The 11,681-nt window shown below is 57.9% G+C and carries 13 protein-coding genes and 1 pseudogene; 8 read left to right on the top strand and 6 right to left on the bottom strand.

Features of this window, described 5'->3' with window-relative positions; all coding sequences use genetic code 11:
* Nucleotides 1-269: 269 nt before the first annotated feature.
* The 3 genes from nagA to Q0K43_RS11730 are packed head-to-tail and all read right to left on the bottom strand — an operon-like array spanning nt 270 to nt 1,799.
* The gene (gene nagA / locus Q0K43_RS08105; RefSeq protein ID WP_297290048.1) at nt 270-1,400 is read right to left on the bottom strand and encodes an N-acetylglucosamine-6-phosphate deacetylase; all 1,131 of its coding nucleotides are present in this window, start codon (nt 1,398-1,400) and stop codon (nt 270-272) included.
* 10 nt (nt 1,401-1,410) lie between these two features.
* Nucleotides 1,411-1,623, bottom strand: a complete 213-nt coding sequence (locus tag Q0K43_RS08100; protein ID WP_297290047.1) for a hypothetical protein — start codon at nt 1,621-1,623, stop codon at nt 1,411-1,413.
* Nucleotides 1,584-1,799: a UTRA domain-containing protein gene (locus Q0K43_RS11730; protein WP_366086193.1), complete on the bottom strand. Its 216-nt coding sequence runs from the start codon at nt 1,797-1,799 to the stop codon at nt 1,584-1,586. Before Q0K43_RS11730 ends, Q0K43_RS08100 begins: the two co-directional genes overlap by 40 nt.
* Here Q0K43_RS11730 and Q0K43_RS08095 point away from each other — a divergent pair.
* From Q0K43_RS08095 to Q0K43_RS08055, 8 genes and pseudogenes are all read left to right on the top strand, one after another.
* Nucleotides 1,764-2,174 carry a hypothetical protein gene (locus tag Q0K43_RS08095; RefSeq protein ID WP_297290046.1) on the top strand — a complete coding sequence of 137 codons (411 nt, stop codon included), beginning with the start codon at nt 1,764-1,766 and terminating at the stop codon, nt 2,172-2,174. The two genes, Q0K43_RS11730 and Q0K43_RS08095, sit on opposite strands and share 36 nt — an antisense overlap.
* Nucleotides 2,171-2,905, top strand: coding sequence for an SIS domain-containing protein (locus Q0K43_RS08090; RefSeq protein ID WP_297290045.1), 735 nt, complete (start codon nt 2,171-2,173; stop codon nt 2,903-2,905). The genes Q0K43_RS08095 and Q0K43_RS08090 overlap by 4 nt, the downstream gene beginning before the upstream one ends.
* Nucleotides 2,906-2,997: 92 nt before the next feature.
* Nucleotides 2,998-4,233, top strand: a complete 1,236-nt coding sequence (locus Q0K43_RS08085) for a PTS ascorbate transporter subunit IIC (RefSeq protein WP_297290044.1) — start codon at nt 2,998-3,000, stop codon at nt 4,231-4,233.
* A 102-nt stretch (nt 4,234-4,335) separates the two neighbouring features.
* On the top strand, nt 4,336-5,370 hold the full coding sequence (locus Q0K43_RS08080) for an SIS domain-containing protein (protein WP_297290043.1): 1,035 nt from the start codon (nt 4,336-4,338) through the stop codon (nt 5,368-5,370).
* Nucleotides 5,355-6,677: a class II D-tagatose-bisphosphate aldolase, non-catalytic subunit gene (locus tag Q0K43_RS08075; RefSeq protein ID WP_297290042.1), complete on the top strand. Its 1,323-nt coding sequence runs from the start codon at nt 5,355-5,357 to the stop codon at nt 6,675-6,677. Before Q0K43_RS08080 ends, Q0K43_RS08075 begins: the two co-directional genes overlap by 16 nt.
* A gap of 13 nt (nt 6,678-6,690) precedes the next feature.
* Nucleotides 6,691-7,344, top strand: a complete 654-nt coding sequence (locus Q0K43_RS08070) for an HAD hydrolase-like protein (protein WP_297290041.1) — start codon at nt 6,691-6,693, stop codon at nt 7,342-7,344.
* A gap of 21 nt (nt 7,345-7,365) precedes the next feature.
* Nucleotides 7,366-9,122: pseudogene (ptsP, locus tag Q0K43_RS08065) on the top strand (phosphoenolpyruvate--protein phosphotransferase).
* On the top strand, nt 9,115-9,381 hold the full coding sequence (locus tag Q0K43_RS08055; protein WP_297290039.1) for an HPr family phosphocarrier protein: 267 nt from the start codon (nt 9,115-9,117) through the stop codon (nt 9,379-9,381). The pseudogene ptsP and the gene Q0K43_RS08055 overlap by 8 nt, the downstream one beginning before the upstream one ends.
* A gap of 150 nt (nt 9,382-9,531) precedes the next feature.
* On the opposite strand, the gene Q0K43_RS08050 is transcribed toward Q0K43_RS08055, so the two are convergent.
* The 3 genes from Q0K43_RS08050 to Q0K43_RS08040 form a co-directional block, all read right to left on the bottom strand.
* On the bottom strand, nt 9,532-10,203 hold the full coding sequence (locus Q0K43_RS08050; protein ID WP_297290038.1) for an S-layer homology domain-containing protein: 672 nt from the start codon (nt 10,201-10,203) through the stop codon (nt 9,532-9,534).
* Nucleotides 10,204-10,221: 18 nt separating this feature from the next.
* Nucleotides 10,222-11,451 carry a hypothetical protein gene (locus tag Q0K43_RS08045; protein ID WP_297290037.1) on the bottom strand — a complete coding sequence of 410 codons (1,230 nt, stop codon included), beginning with the start codon at nt 11,449-11,451 and terminating at the stop codon, nt 10,222-10,224.
* Nucleotides 11,452-11,474: 23 nt separating this feature from the next.
* A partial coding sequence (locus Q0K43_RS08040) for an S-layer homology domain-containing protein (protein WP_297290036.1) occupies nt 11,475-11,681 on the bottom strand: 207 nt, incomplete at its 5' end.

The raw sequence follows: 11,681 nt of genomic DNA, 5'->3' as shown, positions 1-11,681 counted from the left end.
AAGAACCCCTTAAGGGGTAGCCCGAGAAAGAAATGCAGTCGGCAAACCTTTCGGGGCCCCTTAAGGGGCTTCGTCCGTATCAGGCCCTTATAGGGCCTACTCAAGCCTCCGGCTTAGCCGGAGGTTTTGACTTGAGGCTTGTTGGAAAACTGAGGTTTCCAACAAGCCTTTTTTGTGGGTTTCTTTCTGGTGTCGATACGTAGTATCCGGTTCCGGTCTTCAGCTGGGCGTGGCCCGCGTCATCTTGTACAGCTTACTATACGCTGGGATCAAATTTGTAATTGGCCGCCTAGGATAACATTTTTGAGGGAGAGATCTGTGTTTAGAATCAGGATATCCGCCTGCTTTCCAATGGTAATGGACCCGACAATATGGTCCAATCCCACTGAACGGGCAGGATTGATGGTAGCTGCCTTCAACGCTGCCTCCAAAGGGATACCATACTTTACAGCCCGGCGGAAACAGTCGGCAAGGACGGTGACGCTCCCGGCCAGGGAGCCAGTGCCAATGGTGGCGCGGCCGCCAGCCACAGTCACCGTCTGGCCACCCAGGTCATACTGCCCATCCGGCATTCCGCAGGCTCGCATGGCGTCGCTGATAAGGCATACCCGATCCTCCCCGTATAGGCGGAAGACCGACTGTATCATGGCGGGATGGACGTGGATGCCATCGCAAATCAGTTCTACATAGGCGTCTGTGCCTACAGCTGCTCCAACGATGCCCGGATCTCGGTGATGAAAGGAAGGCATGCCGTTAAATACATGGGTGACATGATCTGCTCCGGCAGCAAAGGCCCGGCTGGCTGTGTCATAGTCCGCACAAGAGTGGGCCAGTGACACACTGCAGATTTTACTTGCCGCTGCCACAAAGTCAAGGCCGCCCGATGTCTCCGGAGCCACGGCTACCGTTCGGATATTCCCGCCGCTCACTTCATTCAGTTTCAGGAACAAATCCAAATCCGGAGGAATGATGTACTCGGGGTTCTGGGCGCCACGCTTTTCCGGATGGAAGAAGGGGCCTTCCATATTGATTCCCCGCAGCGTGGAGTGTCCGGGAATCGCTTGTCCCACCAGAGGCCGGGCGGTACGGAAGATGTGAGACAGCCGCTCTCCCGGCAGGGCCATAGAAGTTCCCAAAAAGCTTGTGACGCCCTGGGAGAGCAGATATTGGGCCATGACCTGGATGGAAGCGGTCTCGCCATCGCTGAAATCTGCCCCCATCGCCCCGTGGATATGGATGTCTACAAGTCCGGGTACCACATAACAGCCTGTGGCATCTAGCACTTGCTGTTCGCTGCCGGTTACCGAACCAAGGGCGCTGATTTGGCCTCCATTGGTCTCCAGATCAAGAATGCGGAAAGTTCCGTCATCGCAGAACAACATACCATTTTTGATTAACATGAAGTTCACCTCAAGTCATGCTGTCATCCACATAGTAGGCAGCCTTAAATTTAAACTTATCGCCTCGAACCACTGTGCGGTGGATAATGATCAGTGATTCCCGCTCATGACAAAAACGTTCGCAGAGCATGCAGGGAATATGAGGGGGAATCTGAAGCAGCATCCGTTCCTTGTTTCCCGGAATCAGGGGCGAAAGGACCTCGCTGGCATCAGTGATCTCCATATTGTAGTAGCCTCCAGATAGGAATAAAGGGATCCATCCCGGAGGATATCTGCGGCGATGGTGATAAAACGACTTTGTGGGAGGTAGCTGGTCTCAATCATAAGGGGAAAGGTTTCCGCCGAACGCAAGCGGACCAATTTATGCCATTTGGTGTTGGCGGGGCATTTTTGACGCACCAATTCGAGAGAATCCAAATATTTGTCGGTATCAATGAGTTCATAGTCCACGATCTGATTTTTAATGAGAATATGCTGTGCCTTCAAGCTGCCGGCAAAGGAATGAAATTTGGTCAGTTTCTGCTCAAACGACTTGGCCTTGACAAAGTTTCCGTTTCCATGAGCCTCACTCTTTTGCGGGAGCCGGTCTATCTGGCTGAAAAGCGAATCATGGCCGCCATCACGTTTGCCGCGGTGGACAAGAACAATCACCTGGAACTCATGCGTGAGCTGGGCGGCTATTTACAGGGCGATGGATTTCTGGAGCTGCTTCGCAATCACGGCGGAAAGGCCGCGATCATGGATAGATTACGCAAAGGAGCGAAACTGGAATGATGTATCAGGAATATCACAGCGTTATCAAGGCGCAGCTTGAGGTTCAATTTAACCAGGAGGGCGCCAATATTGAAAAGGCGGCAGAATACTGTGCAGCATCGGTCTCCAGCGGCCGGGTCATCCATGTGTTTGGCTGTGGTCACTCCCAGATGTTTGCTATGGAAGTATTCTATCGGGCTGGAGGGCTGGTACCGGTCAACGCCCTGCTCATCCCCCACCTGGCCCTGTTCCCCAAAGCTAAGCTGAGTACGCTTCAGGAGCGGGTAGAGGGCTTTACCGGCAACTATTTGGAGTTGGAGGATGTGGATGCCAGAGACACCATGATCATTGTGTCCATCTCCGGGCGCAATGCCGGCGTGGTAGATATGGCGCTTGAGGCCAAAAAGATTGGCATGAAGGTGGTGGCCTTGGTGTCAAAACAGTTTGCCAGTTCCACCACCTCCAGACACTCCAGCGGGAAGAACCTGATGGATCTGGCCGATGTGGTCATTGACATCAAGTGTGTGGCCGGAGATGCGGTGCTGGAACTGGATGGCTTAGAGCCCCATTTTTGCGGAACGTCAACGGTGCTGGGCATGGCTGTGATGGAGTCTATCGTCGCCCAGACCGTAGAAAACTGCATTGCTGCCGGGTACACTCCCCCAATCTATGTCAGCTCCAACCTGGATAAGGGAGACGCGATTAACGACGAACATATCAAAAATTATAGTAAGTTAATCTCCTGCCTATGATGGAAGAAAGTCTAATCATAAAACAAAATTGGCCGCTGTACATGCGGTAGCAGCGGCGCCGGAAACGGCTGCCGCGAGAGAGGAAGGGTGTTATGCATATCGTCTGCGTGTGCGGACTGGGGATGGGCTCCAGTCTTCTGGTGACAGAGATCTTACCCTTTGTTGGCCTGTTCCAGGAGGTCAGCGGACTTAGCGGCTTTGCCACCGGCTCTGAGATCATCGTGGGCGCCATTCAGGAGGCTGTTCCCATCATTGCCTCTACCTCCGCCATTATTATGGGAGCCGGCTTCCTGGTCAACATCCTTTTGGCCCGTTTTACCCCGCTGAAGTACATTTTCCTTACCGGCCACATGATGTGGATCAGCTCCGTGGCCGTGGCCTTCTGCCTGTATGAGTTTGGCTTCAACACCGGTATGATCATCGGCATCGGAACGATCCTCCAGGGCATGTTCCTTACGCTGATGCCCGCCATCTCCCAGCCAATTGTCCGCAAAGTCACCGGAAGCAACGACTTTGCCATTGCGCATCTAACTACATTGGATACTGTTTCCTCCGCATACATTGGAGGCCTGATCGGCGGCAAGAGCAAGAGCGCCGAGGATATGAAGCTGCCCGAAAAGCTGAAGTTCTTCAAGGATACCTCCATGTCCATTGCCATCGTCATGTTCGTGTTCTATATGGCGGTCGTTATTATTGCCGGTCCCGAAAAGGTTGCCGCCTATGACGCAAGCACCAACTACATCGTTTACGGTCTGCTCAAAGCCCTGGGCTTCACTGCCGGTGTGCTGGTGCTGCTGCAAGGTGTCCGCATGCTGCTTGGTGAACTGGTCCCGGCCTTTAAGGGAATTGCCGACAAGCTGGTTCCCAACGCTGTCCCGGCCCTGGATGTTCCCGCCCTGTTCGGCTTTGCGCCCAATTCTCTCATGCTGGGCTTCATTTTTGCCACCATCGGCATGATCGTGGCCATGTTCATCTCCTCCGCGCTCTTTGGTGCGGTTCCTCTGGTATCCATCATCGGGGCGTTCTTCACCGGCGGCGTGGCCGGTATCTTCGGGAATGCCCGGGGTGGCCGGATCGGCGCAATGGTGTCCGGTTTCATCTATGGCATGGAACTCATCCTCCTGTCCGGTTTCACCTATCAGCTGTTTGGCCGCTTTGCAGCTGTGGGAGCCGAGGGCACCGGTCATGACTGCATCGATGCGATGGCCCTTATGACGATTATGAAGAACCCTATCATTGGCATTGTCATCATCATCGGTGCCTTTATTCTGGTGTCCGTTTTGGAGGTTCGTTATCAGAAAAAACTGCGCGAGGGTACAAAAGTCTGAGCAAAGACGCCCTATCAAACTGGAACGGAATGTCGTGGACGGCGGGGGGTGGCGCGGATCACCCTCCGCCGGTTTCATCAAATAAGAACGGAGGCGTATGCGATGTATGTGATCGAGTCGGAACTGCGTCAACAGTTTGACGCTTTGGCCAGGACTGTCCAGGCCTTGACGGATCAGCAAGGGGAGGCCAAAGAAGCGTTGGACGGCATCCGCACGCTCTGTGTCCTGGGCTGCGGCTCCAGCTTCAGCCTGGCCAAGTCTGCCGCAACGTTATTTTCCCAGCACACGGGAGTCCCGGCCTATGCCCTTCCCGCCGGGGATGTGCTGGTCAATTTTGAGTCCTATAAAAAGCTGCTGGCCGGCTGCACGCTGCTCCTGCTCTCCCGGTCGGGCTCCACCAGCGAGGTGCTGAGGGCAGCTACGCGCTGCAAACAGGAGCTGGGCTGCAGGGTCTTATCCGTGTGCGCCAGGGAGGATGCGCCTGTGGAGGGGCTTTTTCACTGGAACCTTCGCCTGCCCTGGGCCTTTGACGAGGCGGTGTGTCAGACCAGGACGGTGTCCAACCTGTATGTGGCGGTCCTGGGGCTGGCCTATATCGCAGCAGGGGAGAGTGAATCGTTGGCGGAACTCCGCGAGCTGACAGTACACGCATCCACATTCTGTCCCGCCCAGGAGGAGACGCTGTCCGCATTGGCGCAAGGGGCCTGGACGAAGGCTGTGGTGTTGGGCGACAGCGGTATGGCGGGACTGATGGAAGAGGGCGCCCTGGCCTTCAAAGAGATCTGCCGTCGGGACTCCAACCACTATCACCTGCTGGACGTGCGGCATGGCCCTATGGTGCAGATTGGCCCGGATACCTTGGTCATCGCTCTGCTTTCCTCTGGAGAACGAGACCTGCAAAAGGCGCTGCTGGAGGATCTGGAGGCAAAGACAGGCCACCTGTTGGTACTGGACTGCGTCTCCGGCCACCGGGATGGGATCCCCGGCCTGCACATTGCGCTGCCTGCGTGTGGGCCGGATGAACTGCGGGCGGTCTTTGCCCTGTACTGTATCCAACTGGTCTGCTTCCACCATGCTGTGGCCAGAGGAGTGGACCTAGACAAACCGGAGGGGTTGGATCCATGGATCAAACTGTAACGGTCAATCCTGTGGGAAAACTGCTGCGCCAGCGGGGCAGCGGCCGGCAGAAAGGAATATACGCCTGCTGCAGCGCCAACGAGTACGTCATCCGAGCGGCAATCCGCCGGGCGAAAGCGCGGGATACGGTAGTGCTGGTGGAGGCCACAGCCAATCAGGTAAACCAGGACGGCGGATATACCGGCATGACTCCCGCTGATTTCCGCGCCCTGCTGGATCGCCTGGCATTGCAGGAGGGGGTGCCTGCGGATCAGGTCCTCTGCGGAGGCGATCATTTAGGCCCTCTTACCTGGAGGCACCTGCCCGAGGCCGATGCTATGCCCAGGGCTGAGGCGCTGGTGCGGGACTATGTACTGGCCGGCTTTTCCAAAATACACATCGACACCAGTATGCGCCTGGCAGATGACCCGCCGGATGAGCCATTGTCAGACGAGAAGATTGCCCGCCGTGGGGCGGCCCTGTGCGCGGCGGCAGAGGATGCATTTGTCCAATATCACGCCGCCCATCCCCAGGCGCCCGCCCCGGTGTATGTGATCGGCAGTGAGGTCCCGATACCTGGCGGGGCCCTGGAAAATGAGGATACCGTGGCCGTGACGAAACCGGAAGGCTGCCGCGCCACCTTGCTTGCCTTCCGGGAGGCCTTTGCCCGGCGAGGGCTGGAGGATGCCTGGGCGCGGGTGGTGGCTCTGGTGGTGCAACCGGGAGTGGAGTTTGCCGACGAGAGCGTGGTTGAGTATGATCGCGCCGCAGCAGCTTTGCTGACCGGCTACCTGAAACATGAGCCTGGGCTGGTTTTTGAGGGACATTCCACTGACTACCAACCCAGGGAGCGGCTCCGGGAAATGGTGGAAGAGGGAATTGCTATCCTCAAGGTGGGCCCTGCGCTCACGTTTGCCCTGCGAGAGGGGGCGTTCTCCCTGGAGCGCATCGAGCGTGAACTGCTCAAACTGCGCCCCTTCCCTGCCAGCGGTTTCCGTGCCACTTTGGAGTGGGCAATGGGGAACGACGACCAGTACTGGAGCGGCTATTACCACGGGCACAAGGCGGATCAGCAATATGCCAGGGCGTTTAGTTTTTCTGACCGGGCCCGGTATTACCTCCCCGCCCCACGGGTGTCCGCCGCTCTGTCTACCCTGCTGGCCAATCTGGACCGGGAAGGGATTCCCCTGGCACTGCTCAGTCAGTACATGCCGCGCCAATATCAGCGTGTACGCTCCGGGCAGCTCTCACTGCGGGCGGAAGATCTGCTCATGGATCATGTGGGAGACTGGATTGACGATTACCTTTATGCGACAATCGAGGAATGACAAGGAGAGTCTCATGTACCAAACACTGCTGTTTGACATGGATGGCACTCTGGTGGACTCGGTGCAGGGGGTGTATCACTCCCTGCGCTGGGCCATGAAGGCCGCAGGTGTGCCGGAGCTGCACCGGGGGCAGGCGCGCCACTTCCTCGGAACACCTGTAGAGCAGGTGCTGCGGGAGCGATTTGACTGCGATGTTCAGACTGCCCTGCTGGTGCGGGAACGGTTTCTGGAGCATTACTGGGGAAACGGCCTCTATGAGACGGTCCCGGCCCCTGGCATGGTGGGACTGACAGCCCGACTCAAGACGAACGGGTTCCGGCTGGCGATTGCCACCTGCAAGCCTTGGGCGTACTGCGCCCCAACCCTGAAGCAATGCGGCTTTACCGATTGTTTTGAGGCGGTGGCGGGTAGTTATCATAATGGAGTTCCGGAGGAGAAGTCCGCTGTGATCCGGGAAGCCTTGCGCCTGCTGGACGCACCCGCGGAGACGGCCCTGATGATTGGAGATCGGGCGGCAGACGTGGTGGGGGCGCGAGCCTGCGGGATTCCCTGCGTGGGTGTGGCCTTCTGTGGTTACGCCGACCCGGGCGAACTGGAGGAGGCTGGGGCTATGAGGGTGTTCCAAAGCGCAGAAGCCCTGGAAAGATTTTTGACCGGGGCGGGATAGCCCCGCCATACCAAACTGGAGGTGCGCACAGTGGAGCTTTTTGGAAAACCGGTATCTCGGGGAATCGTGATCGGCACGGTCTTGCGTTATAAGCCCTTTTGCCCCCAGCTGCAGGAAGAACCCCTTTCCGCCGGTACGGAGGCCCGGATGCTGGAGCGGTATGAGCAGACGCGAAACAAGGCCGGGGAGGAGCTGGATGCCTTAGAAAAACAGCTGCTGGACAAGGCGCCTGACAAGGCAAAGATCGTGGCTGCCCACAGGGACATCTTGCTGGACCCGGCCATAGACGAGGAGATTCGGACTATGGTAACCGGCCAGAACCTAAGCCCGGACTCCGCCATTGCCAGGACCTATGATACTTACGCCGCGCTGCTGAGCAAATCCAAAAACAAGCTGATGCAGGAGCGGGCCTCTGACCTTCTGGACGTCAAGGGCCGCCTGCTGCGATGCTGGGCCGGAGAGCCTGAGCGGAATCTGTCTGTGCTGTCCGAGCCGGTGACTGTAGTGGCGGACGACCTGTATCCCTCAGACACGGTGGCCCTGGATCGCACCCATGTGCTTGGTATCGTTACCCAGGTAGGCGGCGCGACCTGCCATACCGCCATTATTGCCCGCAGTTATGAAATTCCGGCGGTTTTGGGGGTAGAGGGCGCGATGGAGCAGCTGCATGACGGCCAGACTATCATCCTGGATGCTGAGGCGGGCAAGATCTTGATACAGCCCTCCGCCCAGGACCTAGCGGAGTATCGGACCAAAGGAGAGCGGGTGGCCGCCCAACTTCGGGAAGAGAGGGCCTATCTGGACAAGGAGCCGATAACGCAAAACGGTACCAGGCTGGAGACCTGCCTTAACGTGGCGGCAGCCACCGCCCAAGAATTGGCCGGGGCAGCCTATGCCGATGGCTGCGGCCTGCTCCGCACAGAATTTCTCTACCTCAACAGCGACCATCTTCCTGACGAGGAGGAACAGTACCGAGCGTACAAAAAGGTTCTGACGGCCTTCGGGTCCAAGCCTGTGATTTTACGCACGGTGGACATTGGCGGCGACAAGCAGCTTACGAATTTGGAACTGCCCAGAGAGAGCAATCCTTTTCTGGGCGTCCGGGGACTGCGCCTTTCCCTGGCAAGGCCGGAGCTGTTCCGAACTCAGGTCCGGGCTGTCCTGCGGGCCTCGGTTCACGGGAACCTGCAAGTTATGCTGCCAATGGTGGGAGGACTGGAGGAGATTCGTGAGGCCAAGGCCATCTTCGCCCAGGAAGCAACTGCCCTGGACAGGGCGGGTATCCCCTGGAACCACCATATCCAGATCGGGATTATGGTAGAGGTGCCCTCCATCGCGCTCATTGCAGACCTGGCAGCAGATGAAGTGGACTTTGTCAGCGTGGGCACCAATGATTTGACTCAGTACCTGTGTGCGGCAGATCGGATGAATCCGGCAGTGCGCCCCTACTACCAGGAGTACCATCCAGCGGTGTTTCGGATTTTGGGCCATCTGGCCCGCACCTTTTCCGCCGCCGGAAAAAAGTCAGTGTATGCGGCGAGCTGGGGGGAGATCCTCTGGCCATCCCCGCGCTGGTGGGGATGGGCATCCACAAGCTGTCCATGAGCGCGGCTTGCCTGGCAGGGGCAAAACGGGTGATCCGTCATTTGGATCTGGCTGAGGCAACCGCTTTGGCAGAGGAGATCCAGAACCTGAAAACCGCAGCGGAAATCAAGCGCAGGCTTACCGACTTTGCAGAGAAGTGTGCATCCAAGAAGGGGGAACCTGATTATGTATAGCAGAGAGATCACAGTGGTCAATGAAACGGGCCTTCATGCCCGCCCCGCCTCTGACTTTGTGAAACTGGCAGGGACGTTTCAATCGAAAATTGAATTACGGCGTCTGGGCGATCAAGATACATATAACGCCAAGTCCATTATTATGCTTATGTCCATGGGACTGGCTGAGGGGGAAACGGCCATTCTGAGCGCCGAAGGCCAGGACGAGAAGGAGGCCGTGGACGCTTTGGCGGAACTGGTTGCCAATCTGAAGGAGTAGGGAGCGATGATCAACGCCTCTGCAAGTTCATCAAAAGTTGGAGAAAAGACGAGCCATTGGCCAGAGTAACTATAGTTTGCTGCTTAACTGAAAAAAGGGTCTGCAAAAGCATTGCTTTTGCAGACCCTTTTTAATGATTATATGGGAGGCTCAGCCGGCCTGGTCGCCGTACTGAGCGTAGATCCGCCAGGCCAGCAGGATGGCCTGCTCCACGGAGCAGGGCTCCTGGGGGGAGAGGGTGACGCTGGAGGAACCCTTCATGATGCCGTTGGCGGCCAGGGCGCCCACGCCCTCCGCCGCCCAGGGGGAGACGGAAGCCCGGTCGGTGTAGCCGTCCATGGAACCGGCCTTGGGGGCCAGATCCACGCCGGTGGCGGTTTTGACGACGCCCACGGCCCGGAAGAGCATGGTGGCGATCTGCTCCCGATTGGTGGTGAGGGCGGGGGCAAACTTGTCGCCGCCGGTGCCGGTGACGATACCCGCCTGGCTGGCCTTGCGGACGGCCAGACTGTCGCTGTCGGAGAAGGTGCCTTCCGCCGCGGCGGGCAGCTCTTCCTTCTGGATGACCTCCACCAGGCGCACCGCCAGCTGGGCAAACTGCTCACGGGTAACCTCATCCTGGTAGGAGGGATCGCCGGTAAACTGGGGGATGAGGCCGGCGTCGGCGGCCTTCTTGATCTCCGACGCGGCCCAGCTGCTGGGGCTGCCCTCGGTGGGGATGTAGGGCAGCTCGTCCGGGTTTACCACCTCGCCCTTGATGGCCAGGACCGGGGTGACCAGCATGACCAGGGCAGTCAGGGTACAAAGCAGTTTTTTCAACATGATGATTTCCTCCTGATATTAGAACTGGCTGGTAAAGGCGGCCAGCTTCTGGTCCAGATACTGGGCCCGCTGGATAATGGGCATAGGCTTGGCCAGGATGGTGACGCCGTTGCTGTCGGGCTCATAGGTCAGAGCCATCTCGCCGTAGTCGTGAGCGGCCTTGAAGAAGTCGGTCAGTTCGGCGGCCTCCTCCGGAGTCTCCGCCTGGGCCAGCACGGTGCGGGAGGACTCGATATTTTCCGCATAGGCCCACCCGTGTTCCATCTGATCCTCCGTCAGGTTATTGTCCCCCGGCAGGAATCTCATGGGCACCTCCAGGGTCTTGGTGGCGTTGGCGTCCACCTCGTACTGGATCTGGAGGATCAGGTCGTAGGGGACGTACGCGCCGGCGTCGATGATCTCGCTCCCCTCAATGAACTTGCTGTAGGTCACATAGAACAGGTCGCCCTTGTCGGGAGCGCTTCCGTTGTTGGTCACCTCAATGAGCATTTTGCCCACATAGTCCTCGTCGATGGTGTAGCCCTTGATCTTTACTGTGGACTGGCCGTAGGTGGCTTCCGCCTGCCCCTGTATGAGGGCTTCCAGGTCTTTGGTGTTGTATGTGCGGTTGAAATCCATGCGGTCAATGGTTTCTTCCGGCAACCGCAGATAATAACCTACGTCCAGTTGGAAAAAAGCGCCGGCAGGGCTGTTACTGCCTCCTTCGTCGTAATACAGATAGCCCGGTGTATAGGTAAAGTGGTCGTTTGGATCCATGGTAATGTCGGTGAGCTCCCGCAGGCCGACAGAATCAGTTTTATCATCAATTTCGATGGTGTTGGCAGTTTGGCCGGGCTGGGCGCCGGTATAGGTATACCACTCAAAGGTATCCGGCTGGGTAGCGTAGTCACCGTTGATCTGGTAAGCGCCGTTGCCGATAAAAACATGGATACAGGAACTGCCGCAGTCGGGACAGCGGGCGCCGGTCATGCCGCCGGTCAGCTCCAGGACAAAGGGATCGCCGCTGGCGACTACCGGCAATTCCACATTCACAGTATGGGAAAGCCCGTCACCGCCCCAACTTCCGTTAAGCACATCGATGGTGGCGTTGATGACGCCATACACCTTTGGATAGTGCAGGGTGTAGCTGATGCCATCCTCTGTTTTTCCTGCTTTCTGTGTGGGGACCTGTGCAGCCTCTGCCGGGAGGACGGAGATGCTGAGGAGAGAGGTACACAGTACGGCTGCAAGTAAATTTTTTGACTTCATGGTGATATCCTCCGGAAGCGATTTTACAGCTGGTTGTAGATCCGCCAGGCCAGCAGGATGGCCTGCTCCACGGAGCAGGGCTCCTGGGGAGAGAGGGCGGAGCCGTTGCCCTTCATGATACCGTTGGCGGCCAGGGCGCCCACGCCCTCCGCCGCCCAGGGGGAGACGGAAGCCTGGTCGGTGTAGCCGTCCACAGAGCCGGCCTTGGGGGCCAGATCCACGCCGGTGGC

Source organism: uncultured Flavonifractor sp., from assembly GCF_944383115.1.
GTDB lineage: Bacteria > Bacillota > Clostridia > Oscillospirales > Oscillospiraceae > Flavonifractor.
The sequence above is the reverse complement of the archived record's forward strand: the minus strand, read 5'-3'. Positions and strand labels throughout refer to the sequence as shown.

What these genes read in the sequence shown, in the direction of transcription:
- Q0K43_RS08055 (WP_297290039.1), top strand. Translation starts at nt 9,115, where the DNA reads ATGTATAGCAGAGAGATCACAGTGGTCAATGAAACGGGCCTTCATGCC.
- Q0K43_RS08085 (WP_297290044.1), top strand. Translation starts at nt 2,998, where the DNA reads ATGCATATCGTCTGCGTGTGCGGACTGGGGATGGGCTCCAGTCTTCTG.
- Q0K43_RS08095 (WP_297290046.1), top strand. Translation starts at nt 1,764, where the DNA reads ATGCCATTTGGTGTTGGCGGGGCATTTTTGACGCACCAATTCGAGAGA.
- Q0K43_RS08075 (WP_297290042.1), top strand. Translation starts at nt 5,355, where the DNA reads ATGGATCAAACTGTAACGGTCAATCCTGTGGGAAAACTGCTGCGCCAG.
- Q0K43_RS08080 (WP_297290043.1), top strand. Translation starts at nt 4,336, where the DNA reads ATGTATGTGATCGAGTCGGAACTGCGTCAACAGTTTGACGCTTTGGCC.
- Q0K43_RS08045 (WP_297290037.1), bottom strand. Translation starts at nt 11,451, where the DNA reads ATGAAGTCAAAAAATTTACTTGCAGCCGTACTGTGTACCTCTCTCCTC.
- Q0K43_RS08070 (WP_297290041.1), top strand. Translation starts at nt 6,691, where the DNA reads ATGTACCAAACACTGCTGTTTGACATGGATGGCACTCTGGTGGACTCG.
- Q0K43_RS08100 (WP_297290047.1), bottom strand. Translation starts at nt 1,623, where the DNA reads ATGGAGATCACTGATGCCAGCGAGGTCCTTTCGCCCCTGATTCCGGGA.
- nagA (WP_297290048.1), bottom strand. Translation starts at nt 1,400, where the DNA reads ATGTTAATCAAAAATGGTATGTTGTTCTGCGATGACGGAACTTTCCGC.
- Q0K43_RS08050 (WP_297290038.1), bottom strand. Translation starts at nt 10,203, where the DNA reads ATGTTGAAAAAACTGCTTTGTACCCTGACTGCCCTGGTCATGCTGGTC.
- Q0K43_RS08090 (WP_297290045.1), top strand. Translation starts at nt 2,171, where the DNA reads ATGATGTATCAGGAATATCACAGCGTTATCAAGGCGCAGCTTGAGGTT.